Below are 18,610 nucleotides of genomic sequence, written 5' to 3' on the forward strand. Positions count from 1 at the left end.
TGAACTCCACTTACAAAAAGCGGATCAAAAATTATGACAAGTCCACGAATTAGTGCCCGAACTTTGTTGCAAGAAACCTTTGCTACTATGGGACCTCTATACGCTTCCCTGTTGACCATCAATTCTCCCAGTTTGATATTTTCCGCGCTCAATAGTTTGGGCAACCTAGGTTCAGCAGGTGTTGCTTTCAATATTATCTACTCGTTCGTGGTAATTCCTTTATTGTCGGGAGCCATGATTTTCTACACTTACCGAAGTTTGACTCGAAATCAAGTAACTGTGGGTCAGGCTTTCAATCAAGCAAACAAAAGATTGCTGCACCTTATTTTGGTTTATATTATGTTTGTGGGGCTGGTATTTGCAGGCTTAATTGCACTAATAATTCCCGGGCTTTATGTAGCATAGCGCTTAATATTTTCATTGTACGCTACCGTCATTGATAACTCTTCGGCCCTGGACAGTCTTAGCAGCAGTTGGGAATTAACTAAAGGGCGCTGGTGGTTAGTATTTCGAGCGAGTTTTCTGATAGTTTTTGTCGTTGCTGTGCCAATCATAGTGATTTCCCTATTAATCGATCCGACTGCCAAATCCGTAGCATCTCAGTTGGCAGGTAATCTACTCGGATTTTTAGCCGCACCGTTGATGAATGTTTATTTGGTTTTATTGTACCTGCGCCTGCGGTAATCGGCAGCAACTATTAAATAGACATCTCCTAAAAATCAAGTCAAGGGCTGTCAGGATACCTACTCCACAAAAATTGTTAGCGCTGTCTCGCGAGCGGTGAAAATTTGGTGCGGTTCTATAATAAAATCGAGGTGTCAACAATTCTGGTTTAATCTGTACAGTAGGTCGTCACTTGCAAGCACAAGAGATTAAGGATAAGCTCAACTCCCTAATTAGCGCAGCAGATCCAATAGATCCGAGTTTGGCGAGAAGATTGGATGAAATCAATCGCTGGGTGAAAGATATTAAACCCGGTTCGCTAACTGCTAAAAAATTTGTGATGGCTTTTTTGCTGCAGCTTATCCGAGATTCTCAGGTTTGGCTGGCAATTCAATCTCTACCTTCAGAAAGAGAACAACAAGCCGCGTTTGAGTTAATGACGCCCGGGGAAAGGTATTGGTACAGCTATCTATTTCCTAAATGGCTGAGCGAAAACGATCGCAAATTTTACATCTGGAAACAAAAACTCAAGGCCGGCCAATTCGATCCGGGAGATGATATCGTGATTCGTGCGATCGCAGCCCGAATTGTCGATCGCCAAGGCACTGTTTTGTATCGATATGTTGCAGATCTTTCTATGGCAACCGATTCGATCGTTAGCAGCCGGCAACAGCAGCCCCTCTGCATTCAAGTCACAACTCTTTCGGATGAATTCTCTGAACAAAAATATCAGAACTGGCAACAAACTCTTAAAGATTGGGGGATTGACAGAGGATTGTTTTTAAGTTATGATAAAAACGATGCAAATTTCCTGAATCAGTTAGTTAACATTGCATTATATAATAGCGATAATTTGCCCGCCGGTCGTTACCTCAAGTTCCCGTAAATCAAGCATATCTGCTGCTGAGAATAGTTCGACTGCTCCAAACTCTGTGAAAAAAAATTTGACTAACTCACATATTGCACAATTTTCGACAATGCCAAAAACCTAACCCCCAGACTGCTTCGGGAAAAGGGAAAATAGACCAAGATTTTTCCTCCCCTTTTCTGTCTCCGGGAGGAGTTTGCCAGACGCTGGCAAGAGGTGCTTGATACGAAGGCTACATAACGGGAAGATTGACCGCCGCAATCAATCTTGTGAAAAAACTAGCAACTCTGCCTAAATTGAATTGAGATTTGATTAAATCGCGGTGGACTTGTTGGAAATAAAATCAAATTACATCAAAATCAAATACTATGACTGTACAAGGTACGAGCATCGTTGAAAATAACTTGCACAAAGTCTGGGAAGAACTGGAAGCAGCCCGAAAGATGCAGGATGAATGGATGAATTATGGGGTAGATTTTGTGGATTTGTATGTGGAAGATGCTGGCGGTGATTGGTTGGAAAAGTGGGGAAAATGTGAAGAAGAATTAGAGCTAATAAAAAATAAAAAGGTAGATATTGAAGCAGTCAAAGCAGCGATCGACATACCCAGCTTTCAGCAGACAAAACTGCTGGAAATTGCCTTAAATTGCCGTAACTCTACCAGCTATTACTCCGATCGCCCGGAGGAGTCTCCCGCTTGGCAAGAGGTTAAGTACAAACGGCTGTCACTCTTAGGGGGAGCGATTTTCGGTGCTGTTGTTACCGATTACCTCTACCGCGAATATCCAGAACTATATCCCGATGCTATCTCAACCTTAAAAGCTCGTTTAGCAGAACCCAAAAAACTTGCGGATTTTGCACAAAAATTGAAATTAAACGAACTCAGTTGGCGCGTATGGAATGGGATAGAAACAGAAGAAAGCGAGTACAAGAGAGTTTTTTCTGAGACTTGTGAAGCTTTGTTTGGCGCGATTTACTTAGAGTTCGATCGCGATTTTTCCCGTGGGGGAAAGTGGCTGATTCAGCACTTGATTGAACCAAATGTTTGCCAGCATGGGGATCTAACTCAGCGGCGACAAATAGGGTCAGAAAACGAGGTGAAACGGCGGGAAATCCTGGGTGCGGATATTCTAGATGCGATCGCGATCGACTATTTGTACAACCGTTTTCCAGAACGCAACGCCAGCCAGTTAACTCGCTGGAAAAATATGTTAGTGGCAAAAGAGATTTTTCCCAAAGACTTTAAGGCAAAATTAGGCAGCCATTACCTAGAGTTGGAGAGCAATTTCTCGCGTACCCGCGACTGGTTGGTGGATAACTTTATCAAAAGCGCAGTTGACGAACTGCTAGAGGAAAGCGACACTCAACCAGAATATCTGATTGACAGTGCGAACCCGGAATCGCTGCCAGAATTGGTCAGCAGGATTACAGACAAAAAATGGAAAAATGAATTTGTGAGAGTTGTCAGCATTTTGCAACCGGCTGACGAACTTTTGCTGCTGATGCAACAAAAACTTGACAGTATGGCCGCTAAAGATGAAACTTTGCAGCAGTTGCTAATCTGGGCAAATCACAAGTCTCAGTTAGTGCAAAGGAATTTCAAACCGGCGGAAATTCGAGCTTTTTATGTGGCATTAGTTTGCGTGCTAGATTTGGCTTTGACTCGCGTCCTCGATCCGAGTCTGAAGTTTGATAGATCGAAAGTTCGCAAGTTTCGGAATTGTTTGGCAAAAGCTCGAAAAAAGGTAGAATTTGCGGATGTTAACGAGTCTCTGAAATTTGCTTTTGAGAATGATGTGGCGGGTATCTTGGTTGGCATTTTGGCGCTGGATATTGAACCAGAACTTAAACAACTGCTGGCCCAATTTCAGACTCAGATGCCTGATTTGCCAAACTGGAAAAAGTGGCGCAAGGATTGCGGTAGCTGTTGGCTGGCAAAATTCAAAACTGCGATCGGCTACAATCGAGACTTCCGCCCCCAACAGAAAACTTTGCTGAAACAGTATTACTATGCCCACAACTTGCTGGTGGAATGCCTCAACAGCGATAATTGTCAGGTGACACCGGCCGTCAGACAAAAAATTGAGGATAAAATGTTGTTATTGTCGGTGGATTTGAAGCTGGTTCACATTTAATTTTGATAGCGCGGACGGGCGGGACGCCCCTCTCACCAAGGGACGGACGGGCGGGACGCCCATCCCACCAATGGAAACAGGGCTTACCCACTCCCACCCAAGAAACCGGGTTTTTTACCGAATCTGCGGGCTGCAACGCCTCTTTTGGTGAAAAACCCGGTTTCTCCTCACCGGTGCCTAAGTCCTAACAAAGGTAAGATTTAATGGGCAAGTCAAATTTATTGAGTGATGGCTTCCAAATCCTGTATCCCATAACGGAATTCTATGCAGTTGCAGCGCCAATTTAGCGGACAACTGATTGCGATCGACACCAAAACCGCGATCGCCAGTGGGGGTGAAGGTCGCATCTACCCGATCGCCCAAGACTCGTCCCTTGTAGCAAAAATCTACCACAAACCGACAGACGAAGACGGCGACAAACTCACAGTCATGTTCAGTATGCCGCCGGATGCGCCGATCGCGGAACCCGGGCACGCTTCCATTGCTTGGCCGATCGATTTGCTGCATACTGTGGGCGGGCGAGAAAAAATCGTCGGTTTTGTGATGCCGCGCGTCAACAAAGTGATGCCGGTACACACTTTTTACACTCCCAAAACCAGGCGCGAACAAAAACCGCTATTTAGCTATCTTTACCTCCACCGTACCGCCCGAAATCTCGCCTCGGCTGTAAATGCCCTCCACGTCAGGGGTTACGTCATCGGCGACGTAAACGAGTCGAACATTCTCGTGACGGATACGGCGTTGGTAACGCTGGTAGATACGGATTCGTTTCAAGTCCGCGATCCTTATACGGGTTACGTTTATCGGTGTCCCGTGGGGAAACCCGAGTTTACGCCGCCGGAGTTGCAGGGGCAGACTTTCCGCGATATCGATCGATCCCCAGAGCACGATTTGTTCGGTTTAGCGGTATTAATTTTTCAATTGCTGATGGAAGGTACGCACCCGTTTGCGGGAGTTTATCTCGGTAGCGATGAACCGCCGTCTTTGGAAGCGAGAATTCGATCGGGCCATTTCCCCACAGGTACGAAACGGATTCCCTACCGCCCGATGCCCGCTGCGCCTCCTTTCGAGATGCTGCATCCGCGACTGCGGCAGATGTTTATCCGCTGTTTTGAGGAAGGGCACGGCAATCCTTCGGCGCGCCCGGATGCAAAAACTTGGGTGAATGCGATTCGGGAAGCGGAAGATGCTTTAGTTACTTGCAGTAAAAATAGTCAGCATAAATACGGAAATCATCTCAGTCGCTGTCCTTGGTGCGATCGGGCAAAACTCCTCAAAGGGCGCGATCCGTTTCCTTCGCGGCAAGCAATCAGCAACGGATTGCACTTGCAACCCGCGAAAATCAAGCGTAAAAAGCCCCAACCACCGCCCGTCGTGAGGGAGCCGGCAATGCGCCGGCAACAGCCCGCCACGGGGCTGCCCCGCCCCCTCGGCCAGTACGCAGTACCCTTGCTACCGATGCCGATGTCTCCTCGGAGTCGAACTCCTGCGCCTCGGGTTCCCGTGGGCAAGTTTGAGCGCATTGTTCAGGATGCTGCTTGGGGAGGTGTTTGGGGTAGTTTGTGTTTGGCGGCGATCGGGGGGATTTATTCGGTAATAGCTGAGGGCGGCGGCGCTATTTTGGGGGCGATTTTTGTTGGTACGATTTGGGGCTGTTTTTTTGGGATGATGTGGGGCGTTTTTACTTTGCCGCCGAATCAGATTTGGCGGAAGTGGGGCGGAGTTTTGGTGGGGGCGGCTTGGGGGGCTTTTTTGTTGGCGGCGATCGGCGGTGCGGTGTTTGGCGCGATTAATAGCACTCCGGGGATCGGGGAGAGGATTTTGGCTGGGGCGGGAGTTGGTGCTGTCTGGGGCTGTGTTTGGGCGAGTTTTCGGCCTCCTCTGGCGCTGCCGGCGGGAAGGGTGTGGGGCCGGCGGGGAGGGTCTTTGGGGGCGGTCTGGGGATCGTTTGTGGGGACTCTGGCTGGTGTTTTGTTGGGGTCTGGGTTAGTGGTTTGGCAGCAGTACAGTGTCCAGATGCGGCCGGTGGATGAGTTTGCGGGTTTGCTGCTGGGTGTGGCGATCGTGGCGGCTGGTGTGGGTTCTGTTGGAGGTGTGGTTTCTGGGGGTTTGTTGGGTTTTTGCGGGTTCTCGCCGAAGCTGCCGATTTCGTTTCAGCCTTCGGGTGTAAAAGGTGGGGCTTTGGGGGCGATTTGGGGCAGTTTTTTGGGGACTTTTGCGGGTGCTGTGTTGGGGGCGGTGGTGTCTGCGATGTTTCCGGCTGTTAGCGCTGGCGTGCCGGTGGAGTTGGGGCCTGTGGCGGGGGCGATCGTGGGGGCTGGTTTGGGGGCGATTTGGGGGGTGGTTTCGGGTACTGTTTGGGGGGCTTTGGGGAAGTGGTGATCGCTTGGTGTCTGTTTTTGGGTGGAAAATGCGTCTATGCGTAGGTGTAAAAATCGAGGTGTTAATTTTGGGGGCTATAATGTATATGCTCTAAGGGTTAGAGGCACTTCAAGCTTAACAATGGTAGACGCAATCGCTGGAATCTATGGAGGATAAAAGTTTGAGGGCTGTCTTAAAATTTTGGTATTGACACGTCAAAGGCTGAAATGGTACTTTTGTTTTATGCAGACGCAAATGAACATTGAAAACCAAATACAGCACAGCTTCTGGAACGGGCGGCCGCAATTAACCTAACTCCCTATCAGGGATTGAAACGGTACGGATGGAGGAGCGCTTGGGAAAATTGAGGGCCTGCCGCAATTAACCTAACTCCCTATCAGGGATTGAAACTCGCTGGGGTAGCGCTCTTGCCCTATCGCGTCGATCGCCGCAATTAACCTAACTCCCTATCAGGGATTGAAACACACAAATTTGGAGCAAATTGAGCAATGCTAGCAAATAAGGCCGCAATTAACCTAACTCCCTATCAGGGATTGAAACAGAAACTTTGCGAATGCTCGGCCGCGAAGTAGGGGCCGCAATTAACCTAACTCCCTATCAGGGATTGAAACAGGCAGCGACTCGATCCATTCTTCCTGAGCCGAAGGCCGCAATTAACCTAACTCCCTATCAGGGATTGAAACATATAATCTTGAGCCGATCGAACTCCAATGCCACGCCGCAATTAACCTAACTCCCTATCAGGGATTGAAACTCAAGCTTTTGTAAGTCGGCGAGCCTGCTTTCTAAAAGCCGCAATTAACCTAACTCCCTATCAGGGATTGAAACATGCTTACCGCTCTCATTAGTTGGAGCCTCCCGCCGCAATTAACCTAACTCCCTATCAGGGATTGAAACCTTAATCCCATCCGCCGCTAAAATATCCACATGGACAACAGGCCGCAATTAACCTAACTCCCTATCAGGGATTGAAACTGGAATAACTCAGTATTCTCTAGCTCGGCTAGATCGCGCCGCAATTAACCTAACTCCCTATCAGGGATTGAAACGTGAAATTATGCAGAGGGATTTTTTTACTTAGGGCCGCAATTAACCTAACTCCCTATCAGGGATTGAAACTAAGAAAAATCGAAGAATGTTCGTTCAAGATAGGGCCGCAATTAACCTAACTCCCTATCAGGGATTGAAACGTAGGTGTTGATGATGTCGTCTTCAATCCATGTCAGCCGCAATTAACCTAACTCCCTATCAGGGATTGAAACTTCTTGCTGTAAGGCTGTTACTTCGTTTGATCCAGGGCCGCAATTAACCTAACTCCCTATCAGGGATTGAAACCATCTCTAGAAGCTAACAAGATAGTAGAAAAAGTGCCGCAATTAACCTAACTCCCTATCAGGGATTGAAACACAAGCTTCAAGCGTTTACCACTTCACAGTTTGAGAGCCGCAATTAACCTAACTCCCTATCAGGGATTGAAACCGATCGCAGCACCACTCAAAACAAACAGCTTTAGCGCCGCAATTAACCTAACTCCCTATCAGGGATTGAAACAAAAAAGCGCTGGGTTTAAATCCTTTTAGCCCTGGCCGCAATTAACCTAACTCCCTATCAGGGATTGAAACTTAGAATCTTCGGATTCCCTTGATGAACTACTAGAAGGCCGCAATTAACCTAACTCCCTATCAGGGATTGAAACCCGAGAACGCATCCCAGAACGAGCAAAAAGAACGCGCGCCGCAATTAACCTAACTCCCTATCAGGGATTGAAACGAGCATCCCGAATGTGGTGGCGTCTTCTTTCTGGGCCGCAATTAACCTAACTCCCTATCAGGGATTGAAACGTCATGTCCATGTCACACATCCCTCAAACTTTTGCCGCAATTAACCTAACTCCCTATCAGGGATTGAAACCCCCGTTCTTTCTCCTTTTCCAATAAATATCCCGCCGCAATTAACCTAACTCCCTATCAGGGATTGAAACGATCGCCGGTACCCTCAAGTGCTTACCTTCAGCAGCAGCGCGCCGCAATTAACCTAACTCCCTATCAGGGATTGAAACGAAAACACTTGCAGCATATCGCATAATAGGGGAGTGCCGCAATTAACCTAACTCCCTATCAGGGATTGAAACAGCTCCGAGTTAATTTTCAGATAACGGACGCTGCCAGCCGCAATTAACCTAACTCCCTATCAGGGATTGAAACTTGAAACTGCAAAATCATACTACCGCAGTTAAGGGGCAAAGAAAGCCGCAATTAACCTAACTCCCTATCAGGGATTGAAACTGCTAACAGATTAGAACTTAATATTTTATTAAGCGCCGCAATTAACCTAACTCCCTATCAGGGATTGAAACCTCCTTGTTGATATTCAACACCTGAAATTTCAGGATGCCGCAATTAACCTAACTCCCTATCAGGGATTGAAACACCAGACTCTGCTGCAAAGACTTCGCAATCAATAGGCCGCAATTAACCTAACTCCCTATCAGGGATTGAAACAAAATATGCGAGTCGAGCGAGCACTCGACAGAGCCGCAATTAACCTAACTCCCTATCAGGGATTGAAACAAAGTAGTAACAGAGGGAGAATTTACAACATGAGCCGCAATTAACCTAACTCCCTATCAGGGATTGAAACTTCCTGTAAAGAAGTGCCCTACTGCCTCGCGAAAGCGAGCCGCAATTAACCTAACTCCCTATCAGGGATTGAAACAAGGGAACAGGAGCAGGACAAGTTAAACCGCCAGCCATGCCGCAATTAACCTAACTCCCTATCAGGGATTGAAACTTGGCGTCTGTTACTAGCTTTGATGAAGATATTAAGCCGCAATTAACCTAACTCCCTATCAGGGATTGAAACATAAACTAGCACTACAGCAAAGATATCGCGGCCACTGGCCGCAATTAACCTAACTCCCTATCAGGGATTGAAACTTCCAACTAGAGATCCCCTTTATCTCTAGGTTTGTTGGGCCGCAATTAACCTAACTCCCTATCAGGGATTGAAACGAGCAAGCTCAGTTGCCCGTCGGCATCGGATTGGGCCGCAATTAACCTAACTCCCTATCAGGGATTGAAACATCTTTAAAATACCGGACAGTACACGGGATGTTATTCGGCCGCAATTAACCTAACTCCCTATCAGGGATTGAAACATATTATCGGTAGTTTTCCCAATATTGCTGATACGCCGCAATTAACCTAACTCCCTATCAGGGATTGAAACCAGAGAGGCATTCGGTGGACGCGGGACGATCGCAAGCCGCAATTAACCTAACTCCCTATCAGGGATTGAAACTCAAGTTGTCCCGGCTTAGGAAAAATTGACAATTGCCGCAATTAACCTAACTCCCTATCAGGGATTGAAACAATCTCCGTTTGGATGCCCGGCCATGTTGCCGTACAACAGCCGCAATTAACCTAACTCCCTATCAGGGATTGAAACCGATACCTATCAATTATGAAGGATGGTTCGGGTTGGGCCGCAATTAACCTAACTCCCTATCAGGGATTGAAACTGAACAGGGCAACACAACCGCCAGATACCACGGGCGAGCCGCAATTAACCTAACTCCCTATCAGGGATTGAAACTTATATTGTCCAAATTTTTGGGGGGCTTGCCAATGCCGCAATTAACCTAACTCCCTATCAGGGATTGAAACCAAACTGGACCATGTACATAACTGTATCCAGGAATGGAGCCGCAATTAACCTAACTCCCTATCAGGGATTGAAACAAAACAAGAACGAACCTTTGAGGAAATACACGATTCGGCCGCAATTAACCTAACTCCCTATCAGGGATTGAAACGAATAAAAGAGTAAAAAACAAATTAAGCCACAATAAACCTAAATTCCCTCTTCACTTGAGATGACAATGACAATTCGGCTTTTCAATTAAAGACTCAACCAAAGCATTCAAAGCAACCGCCGCCAACAACCCGCCGCCAAAAGTCCCCACAGTCGTAATATAAGCAACACCCGATCGCACTAACCGCCGTTTCGCCACCGGAGAATGACTAAAACCGATCGGCATTCCAACTACCAAAGCCGGTTGCAGTTGCCCACACTCGATCGCCTCGCAAACCGCCATCAGCACAGACGGCGCATATCCTATCACCAATATACATCCTTTTTCCAGTTTCAACAACTTATCAAACCACTCACCCTGCCGCCAGAATTCCTGTTCCGCTTCCGCCGCAGCATTGATGTGCGGGTCATCAATTAAAGTTGCAATACTTGTTCCCAAATGCGCCAATCTTGTCCGATCCAAAGCCGCAAAAACAGGCGGCACATCAGCCACAATTTGACACTGATTTTTCAAAGCTTCCCGCGCCGATTTAATCGCCGTTGCGCTCAACTTCACAAACGGCAGCAGCGAACAATCTCCGCAGGCTAACACCAGTTTAGAAAGCAAGTCTACCTCAATTTCCGAGCGATCGCCCAAATCCGGCAACAAATGCTGCAACGACTCCCCAAAATCCTCCGGGTGAGTGTGCGCCCCCGCATCCCAACCCTCCCAAAATTGTTCCAACTCATCCAACCCCCCCTCAGTTTCCGCCTGCAACAGCCTTAATTGCGCCAAGGCGTCCGCTTGCACCGCTTGACAGGAAATATCCCGTCCCAGCAATCCTTCCAGCGCCGAAGCCGTTTCTCTGAGGCGTACAATTTGCTGAACAACCGATAGATATTGCCGTTGCAGAGTCGCCATCAGCGCGTCCGGGGAAGCATCCGCGTCAGTTTCTAACAGTTTGCGGATGTGAGACAGTTGAAAGCCTTGCTGCTTGAGTGCCACTATTCTTTGCAGTCTTTGCACATCGCTGCGGGTGTACAGTCTGTAGTTAGAGGTCGATCGTACCGCCGGAGATAGCAGCCCCAAAGCGTGATAATGTCGCACCATCCGAGGGGTAATTGTGCCTTTTACCGCTTCTGTAAGTTGTTTGATTGTCAGGTATTCTTGCATGGGATTTTTTAACCGCAGATATGGGCGGATAAACGCGGATGGAGGCAGATGGGTATGGAGCGTTATTGAGTTTTGTAATTTTGTTTGGTTTTACTCTTGACATTAACATTAATGTCAAGGTTTAGGCTACAGGAGTCATTCTACCAAATCAACCTTTACAAATGATTTCTAATTCTTTGTCAATTTCTCGCATCTCCCAGTTAGCAGAAGAACATCCCGACGCTTTAACAGCCGCCCTGTGCGGAATTCTAGTAATCTTGGGTTCGCTAGCCCTGCAACTCGGCTGGCTGGGTGTAGCCGTGTTAATCTTACCCGCGGCTTATGTTATCGGCGGCTATTCCAGTACCCGCGAAGGCTTAACTACGCTTTTTCAAGAACGCGAATTAGATGTAGATTTGTTAATGATTGTCGCTGCTTTGGGCGCGGCCAGTTTGGGGCTGTGGCGGCAAGAATATCATTTAATTGTTGACGGTGCGGTGTTGATTTTAATCTTTGCAATTAGCGGCGCGCTTGAAGGTTATGCTATGCAGCGGACTGAACGCAGCATCCGCAGTTTGATGAGTTTGACAGCGGATACTGCTAGGGTGGTAATGTACGGCGGGGAACGGGAAATTGCGATCGACAAATTGAAAATTGGCGATTACATTTTAGTCAAGCCCGGAGAAATCATCCCCACAGATGCGATAATTATTGAAGGCTACAGCGCGATCGACCAAGCCTCGATTACCGGCGAATCGATGCCCGTGGAAAAAACCAAGGGCGATGAAGTCTATGCAGGTACAATTAACGGTGTCGGCGCGCTGAAACTCGAAGTGCATAAAACTCCAGAAAGCAGCTTGATTCAGCGAGTGATTCGGCTGGTTAAAGAAGCGCAAACTGAAGCGCCGCCTTCTCAAATGTTTGTGGAAAAATTCGAGCGCGGTTATGCCAAATTAATTGTCGGTTTAGGCTTGCTTCTCGCAACTTTGCCGCCCTTTGTTTTGGGCTGGAATTGGGAAGAGACAATCTACCGGGCGCTGATTTTCCTAGTAGTCGCATCCCCCTGCGCGCTGATGGCTTCGATTATGCCGGCGCTGCTTTCGGGAATTGCTAACGGGGCGAGACAGGGGATTTTGTTTAAAAGTGGCGCGCAATTAGAGATGATTGGTAAAGTCAGGGCGATCGCCTTTGACAAAACCGGAACTCTCACCACGGGAAAACCTGAAGTTATCCAAATTGTACCAGCAGCCGGATATACTGAAACAGAAGTTCTGCAATTGGCTGCAGCCCTAGAAGCTCATTCCGAACACGCGATCGCCTCTGCAATTGTCAGCGCCGCCCAGCAGCAACAGTTACAATTGTCAACCGCTACCGACGTACAAGCAAAAATCGGTCAAGGAATAGTCGGCAAAGTCAACAATCAAATCATTGCCATTGGTAAAGCCAACTTTGTCGAAGCAACCTCCGAATTGAGTCAAATCAGCCAGCAGTTGCAAGGCGAAGGTAAAACCGTTGTTTGGGTGGCAAAAGGCGAGCAGCTTTTAGGAATCATTGCAGTAGCAGATACCATCCGCCCCGAAGCAGCAGCAACGGTAAAACGCTTGCAAAAATTAGGCGTAGAACATATAATTATGCTAACCGGCGACAACGAGCAAACAGCTCAACACATCGCCCGTCAATTAGGCATTAATGAAGTGTACGCCGAACTTTTGCCAGAAGACAAAGTGCAGGCAATTAAACAACTGCAAACCCAGTATCAAACTGTAGCAATGGTGGGAGACGGCATCAACGATGCCCCTGCCCTCGCTCAAGCTTCCGTGGGCATTGCGATGGGGATTTCCGGCAGCGATGTTGCTTTAGAAACTGCTGATATCGTATTAATGGCAGATAAGTTGGAGCAACTAGCTAAAGCAATTATTTTGGGCCGCCGCGCTCAAAATGTTGTCAAACAAAACATTGTTTTTGCACTCAGTTGCATTGTGCTGTTATTGGCAGCTAATTTTTTTGGAAATATCACCATGCCTTTCGGCGTCATCGGTCACGAAGGCTCTACAGTAATAGTAACCTTAAGCGGTTTGCGCCTCCTGAGAAATTAGACACCAAAAACAGCTAAAATCGAAGCAGAGCAAAAGTGAAATACGTTCCCAGGCAGAGCCTGGGAACCAGAGTCTTATCTGCGTTCACCTGCGTTAATCTGCCTTCATCTGCGGTTAAAAATTCAAAAAAATATTAAGAAAAACTACAATTTGTGTTTGCGTCACTCAAAATACGCTAGCGTCAAAAGTATTGAATCATACCAAAATCTGAAATTGCTCGAAACTGCAATAAAAATTAACCTAGAAAAAGTCTAGAAAATGGTATAGAAAAGATTGCACCAAGAGCAATGGAAAACAAGTTTTCTGTTGGAGGCAATATGAACGAAAAAGTCCTTGGGGCCACGCGGAACGTTGCAATTGTTGGCCCTTATTTAAGCGGTAAAACCGCACTGCTCGAAAGTTTGCTGTCGGTGACAGGGACAATTACCCGCAAAGGAAATGTCAAAGAGGGCAACACAATAGGTGATAGTTCGCCGGAAGCGCGCGATCGCCAAATGAGCGTAGAAGTAAACGCCGCCACCGCTGAATATGAAGGCGTCCGCTTCACATTTCTCGACTGTCCGGGCTCGGTAGAATTTGTCCAAGAAACTTACAATGCGCTGATTGGTGTGGATGCGGCGATAATTGTTTGCGAACCCGTTGCCGATCGCACTTTAACCCTCGCCCCCCTGTTTAAATTCCTCGATGATTGGGAAATTCCCCACTTAGTTTTCATCAACAAGATCGATCGTGCTTACACAGACGAAACTACTTGCGGCACCAACTTCACCGAGGTGATCGACGCGCTCAAATCCGTTTCCAGTAGACCGATCGTACCTCACCAATATCCGATCGGCAAAAACGAACAAATCATCGGTTTTATCGACTTAGTAACCGAACAAGCTTACCACTACCATCCGGGCGCGGCCGCAGATCCCGTCCCGCTTCCAGAACACCTCAAAGCACAAGAAAGCGCAGCGCGACAGCAAATGCTCGAAGAATTGGCGAATTTTGACGACCATTTACTCGAAGAATTGCTCGAAGAAATCAATCCAGACGCCGAAGAAATTACCCGCGATTTAAAGATGGAATTAGGCGCAGATTTAATTGTGCCAGTATTCATCGGCATGGCCGAACAAGATTTCGGCGTGCGGCCTCTGCTGGAAGCTTTGCTGAGGGAAGCGCCGACACCCGAAACTACAGCCGATCGCCGCGGCATTATACAAAGTGAAAACAAAGTTTTGGCTCAAATCCTCAAAACCTATTACACACCACAAGGAGGAAAACTATCTTTAGTGAGAATGTGGCGGGGGACGCTGGCAGACGGAGCAACTTTGAACGGCGTTCGAGTTAACGGTTTGTATCGCTTGACCGGCCAGCAAACGCAAAGTTTGCAGTCTGTCAGCGCGGGGGAAATTGTGGCTTTGGGAAGGCTAGAAGGCGTGAAAACAGGCGATACGCTGGCGCTCGACCGATCGGAAGAATTGCCAAAAGCCGAAATCATCCCCCCTGTCTACGCACTGGCGATCGTCCCAGAAAAGCGCAACGATGAAGTTAAGCTGAGTTCCGCTTTAGCTAAATTGCTAGAAGAAGACCCATCTTTAGTCTGGGAACAGCACGGCGACACTCACGAAATTATACTTTGGGGTCAAGGCGAAATCCACCTGAAAGTAGCTTTAGACAGGTTGCGCCGCAAGTATAACTTGCCGATGGCGACTCACTTACCGCAAGTGCCATACAAAGAAACCATCCGCAAACCAGCATCTTCCATCCACGGGCGCTACAAACACCAAAGCGGCGGACACGGACAGTTTGGCGACGTGTACCTCGACATTCAACCGCAGCCTCGCGGAGAAGGTTTCACCTTTAGCGATAAAATAGTCGGCGGCGTCGTCCCAAAACAGTACATTCCCGGCGTTGAAGTGGGAGTGCGCGAGTATTTGGATCGCGGCCCGCTGGGTTTCCCGGTGGTAGACGTAGCGGTGACGCTGACGAACGGTTCCTACCATTCTGTGGACAGTTCCGAACAAGCTTTCAAGCAAGCGGCGCGTTTGGCGATGCAGGAGGGAATGGCGAAGTGCGAACCGGCATTGCTGGAGCCGATCGCCAAAGTTGAAATTTGCGCTCCGAACGAGTGTACATCAAAGGTGTTGCAGTTGGTCAGCGGACACCGCGGCCAAATTCTCGGTTACGAAGGTAAACAAGACTGGAAGGGATGGGATGCAGTTTCTGCTTATTTGCCGATCGCAGAAATGCAGAATTTGATCGTAGAATTGCGATCGCAGACAATGGGAGTCGGATTTTTTAATTGGGAGTTCGATCGATTGCAAGAAGTGCCGGAACCTTTAGCTAAGCGGGTTTTACTAACAACTGGCGGCAATGGAAACGGTAACGGTAAAAGTTAGGTAATTGTCTTAAAAAACCCGGTTTCTTCAAGAAACCGGGTTTTTGCACGAGTTGCCATTAAAGTTTATTGCGATCGATTTTCATTTCTGGGATTATTGAGTTAACTTACTTAACGATGAAATAATATTCTCAGCTAGCATTAACGCAGTTCTCGCTTCTCTTTGTAAGTTAAACATAGTATCTTGATAATCAGCTTTATTCCTAAGTTCTCTCAATCTGCTTAAATTTTCACCAATTTTGACCATATTTTTCATTTGAGTTGGGTGGTATATAAATTCTTTTGCTACATATTGATGTTCGTTGATATCGCGATTCTTACGAAAAAGTGTTGGGTCCTTTTCAATGTCGCGCAAGTAATTTCGCGCTAGGCAAAATGTCGAATAGTAGGCTCTACTTATCGCCGATCGCAACTTGGCTTCCCTGTTACCTGAACAGTCACTATTGGTGGCAGCTAAGTCTTGAGCTAAATTAAAATATTCAGACCAATCAAATCTCATTTTACTCCCATTCAAGCCTAATATGTAAATCATTTTTGGGGGCAGCTCTTTTAGCTTCGAGCCACCAACTATCATCAAGGATGTTTAACTTTGCAAAAGCTTCCTCGACTTCGAGTTTAGTGTAAATGGTAATCCACAGCGATCGCCAGTTGGCAATTTCTGGATCGGTTTTCACTTCCAAGCCTAATCTTGCCGTAGGAAATATCGCTAGAATGCGCTCGTAAGCTTCCAGAATCAAAGGTGCGATCGCTTCTTGTTCCATGATGATTTGAAAACTTTCTATAGGGTTTTCAAGCGCATACAGGCTTTTAATTTTATTAAAAGATGCAATTAAATTCTCAAAGGCTTTAGCTATTCCAGAGGGATTTTCCATTTCTTCAGGCGGCTGAGGAAAGGAAGGGCTTAAATTTGCAGCATCGGTGCTGTAAATGATGTCACTTGTCTCGTTGTAGCGTTTGTCTTTTGATTTTGCTTGGTACTGCTCTTTTAAGTCGAGGCGTTCTTTTGTGTAAATTTCGTTCAGAATGTTGTTTTGTTCGGCTAATTTTTCTAAAGCCAATATCTCACGACTTATATTCTCTTCCAACTCGCCAAGCTGGACAGATGAATCTAGTTTAGCTAAAGCAGCGCCAAGGGCTTGCAGACTAATAATATCTCTTGCTTTCATAATAGTCGATGGTTTGGAAGTTAGGGATTAACTTTACCAGTAATTGTGAAACCTGCCCAGTGGTAGAGATCGGCATAAGGAGGTTTGTCAGATTCAATTTTAGCACGATCTCTGCGGATGAGGTTAGCTTCGTCTCTCAAATCTTGACTGCAACCGGAATAGTCTTTAATTATTTCAGACAATTCGAGATACCAGTTGGATAGTTCGCTGTAAGTAATAGTTCGGAGCCATTTTTGCGCTTCTTTGAGGGCTAGTGCCGGATGCAACTTATTTTGGCAACGCTGTTCGTTGAGAATTTCATAGAATCGAATCATCATTAAAGCGGTAGATATCTCATCAACTATCCAGAGGGTGCTGAGGGCGTAAACAGCACCCGCAGCTAAAAAGCTGCTGGCTAAACCGACAAATTCATCTATCAGTTCTTCTTTTCCTGTTATGCCAGTTTCGCAAGCGGAAAGGCAGACTAGATAATAGCTTTTCAAATCGAATTTGGCGATTTCTTGTGAAGTTAGGGCCTGTTTGTTTTTCAGGATTAACGCTGACTGGGACGGCTGTTTTGTGTTGTGGTAGGCGTGACCTGTAAAATGGAATATGTCAGCAGCTTGTTGCAGAGCTTCTTTAAGATTGTCTGTGGTAGCTTGTGAACTAGGGATAGTATTGCAGTGAAGGTGGAAATTCGCGATCGCGGGCGCTTCTATTTCAGCAAAAAGTAATGGATCGGGGCTTTCTACCAACAGCAGAGACATTGAAGGTGAGGGTTGTCTGTCTAGTCTGTCTATCCCAACTTGGATGCTGGGCAGATAAGTGATAGTGAAAAGATTATCGGAGAATAAAAAGTGCAGTGGCAGCAGGTGCAAGTCGCGGTGGGGAATTAAGATTAAATGTTGGATATTGGTGAGGTGCGTACAAATTTCGGGAATTTTGAGGATGTCAGCGAGTTGTTGCAATTGCGCTGTCATTGACTCGCGCCAGGGATGGGATTGTTTGCTTTGCTGTTTGCTGGTAGTTTTGGCGTAATTTTGATAGTTGGTTTTCCAGTTTTCCAGCCATTTTTCTAAACTCTGACTGTTGCGCTTTGCGAATATATCGGTGACAGGTGTGCAGATAACTTCAAACTTGTCTGGGGTAATGATAAAAGCCGTCAGGGAAACTGGGCTGAGATGCCAGTAAATAATCGCCGTTTCGGTGTTGTTTGCCAGTAAGTCTCGGATTTGGGGATAAGTCGGGCTATCGGTGCGGTTTTGCCAACCTGCGTGCATCCATTGCAGACAAAAGTTTTTCCGCAATTCGGCTTTTTCCAGTGCTTTTACCTTGTCGCCAGACTCGACAAGGGTATCGACTTCTAACTGGTAAAGTCCGGCAAATTTGCGCTGGAGTCGCAGTTTTATGTCCGGGTGAGTGTCATCGTCTAAAATTAATTGTTCTAGCAGGATAGTAGCTTCGTTAAGGTACTCGCTGGTTTTGAGATCTCCCAAGCTGCGGCAGACGGTAATTAAGCCTTGCAATACTTCTAAATAAGTTTCTGGGATGAGGGGTGATTTCAAGAAGTCGCGGGCTTGTTCGTAGCTGGCTTTGGGTTTGTGGAAGGATTCAAAATAAGTGAATGTTTGTTTACCGTGTTCGTAGTGTGCTTTGCCTTTTTCCTTGTGCAAATTGCCACAAGCGAGGCGATAGTCGCGGTTGCTGGGCTGATATTTCTCCAAGCCTTCGTCCCAGTTTTGAATAGCTTCAATGTAGCACCCGGAGTATAAAAATGCCAAACCTCGATAGTCCCACGCTAGCCACAATTGATCGTCTTTAATTTCTAAAGCTTTATCGAAGGATGCGAGCGCCTCACTGTAGCGCCTCAAATGATTTAGGGCCATGCCTTTCCCGACCCAAGCCCCGTGGAATTTTTGTTCAATTTCTAAGCAGTTCTTGAAGGCTGCGAGCGCCTCACTGTAGCGCTCCAAATAATTTAGGGCAATGCCCT

Annotated in this window: 11 protein-coding genes and 1 CRISPR repeat array; of the genes, 7 read left to right on the forward strand and 4 right to left on the reverse strand. The window is 46.9% G+C overall.

What is annotated here, in order from left to right:
- The first annotated feature begins 33 nt into the window (after positions 1–33).
- The 5 genes from QUB25_RS00550 (at position 34) to QUB25_RS00570 (ending at position 6,048) form a co-directional block, all read left to right on the forward strand.
- Positions 34–405: a hypothetical protein gene (locus tag QUB25_RS00550; RefSeq protein ID WP_333181492.1), complete on the forward strand. Its 372-nt coding sequence runs from the start codon at positions 34–36 to the stop codon at positions 403–405.
- 15 nt (positions 406–420) lie between these two features.
- Positions 421–684 carry a hypothetical protein gene (locus QUB25_RS00555; protein WP_333181494.1) on the forward strand — a complete coding sequence of 88 codons (264 nt, stop codon included), beginning with the start codon at positions 421–423 and terminating at the stop codon, positions 682–684.
- Positions 685–856: 172 nt separating this feature from the next.
- On the forward strand, positions 857–1,549 hold the full coding sequence (locus QUB25_RS00560) for a hypothetical protein (RefSeq protein WP_333040868.1): 693 nt from the start codon (positions 857–859) through the stop codon (positions 1,547–1,549).
- 350 nt (positions 1,550–1,899) lie between these two features.
- A complete protein-coding gene (locus QUB25_RS00565) occupies positions 1,900–3,666 on the forward strand; it encodes an NACHT C-terminal helical domain 2-containing protein (RefSeq protein ID WP_333181496.1) in 1,767 nt (588 codons plus the stop codon).
- A gap of 264 nt (positions 3,667–3,930) precedes the next feature.
- A complete protein-coding gene (locus QUB25_RS00570) occupies positions 3,931–6,048 on the forward strand; it encodes a DNA-binding protein (protein WP_333181498.1) in 2,118 nt (705 codons plus the stop codon).
- Positions 6,049–6,326: 278 nt separating this feature from the next.
- Positions 6,327–9,862: direct repeats of the CRISPR family, unit length 37 nt; unit sequence GCCGCAATTAACCTAACTCCCTATCAGGGATTGAAAC.
- 51 nt (positions 9,863–9,913) lie between these two features.
- On the opposite strand, the gene QUB25_RS00575 is transcribed toward QUB25_RS00570, so the two are convergent.
- Positions 9,914–11,014 (reverse strand): precorrin-8X methylmutase, encoded by a 1,101-nt coding sequence (locus QUB25_RS00575; RefSeq protein ID WP_333181500.1) that lies wholly within the window; start codon positions 11,012–11,014, stop codon positions 9,914–9,916.
- A gap of 161 nt (positions 11,015–11,175) precedes the next feature.
- Here QUB25_RS00575 and QUB25_RS00580 point away from each other — a divergent pair, with 161 nt between their 5' ends.
- The gene (locus QUB25_RS00580; RefSeq protein ID WP_333181501.1) at positions 11,176–13,089 is read left to right on the forward strand and encodes a heavy metal translocating P-type ATPase; all 1,914 of its coding nucleotides are present in this window, start codon (positions 11,176–11,178) and stop codon (positions 13,087–13,089) included.
- Between the two features lie 317 nt (positions 13,090–13,406).
- Positions 13,407–15,473 carry an elongation factor G gene (locus QUB25_RS00585; RefSeq protein WP_333181503.1) on the forward strand — a complete coding sequence of 689 codons (2,067 nt, stop codon included), beginning with the start codon at positions 13,407–13,409 and terminating at the stop codon, positions 15,471–15,473.
- 93 nt (positions 15,474–15,566) lie between these two features.
- Here the strand turns inward: QUB25_RS00585 and QUB25_RS00590 are convergent, their stop codons facing one another.
- The 3 genes from QUB25_RS00590 to QUB25_RS00600 form a co-directional block, all read right to left on the reverse strand.
- Positions 15,567–16,004, reverse strand: coding sequence for a HEPN domain-containing protein (locus tag QUB25_RS00590; RefSeq protein ID WP_333181505.1), 438 nt, complete (start codon positions 16,002–16,004; stop codon positions 15,567–15,569).
- Positions 15,973–16,638: a hypothetical protein gene (locus QUB25_RS00595; protein WP_333181507.1), complete on the reverse strand. Its 666-nt coding sequence runs from the start codon at positions 16,636–16,638 to the stop codon at positions 15,973–15,975. Before QUB25_RS00595 ends, QUB25_RS00590 begins: the two co-directional genes overlap by 32 nt.
- A gap of 20 nt (positions 16,639–16,658) precedes the next feature.
- A partial coding sequence (locus tag QUB25_RS00600; protein ID WP_333181508.1) for a CHAT domain-containing tetratricopeptide repeat protein occupies positions 16,659–18,610 on the reverse strand: 1,952 nt, incomplete at its 5' end.

This window comes from Microcoleus sp. B3-D7 (assembly GCF_036705305.1).
GTDB lineage: Bacteria > Cyanobacteriota > Cyanobacteriia > Cyanobacteriales > Microcoleaceae > Microcoleus.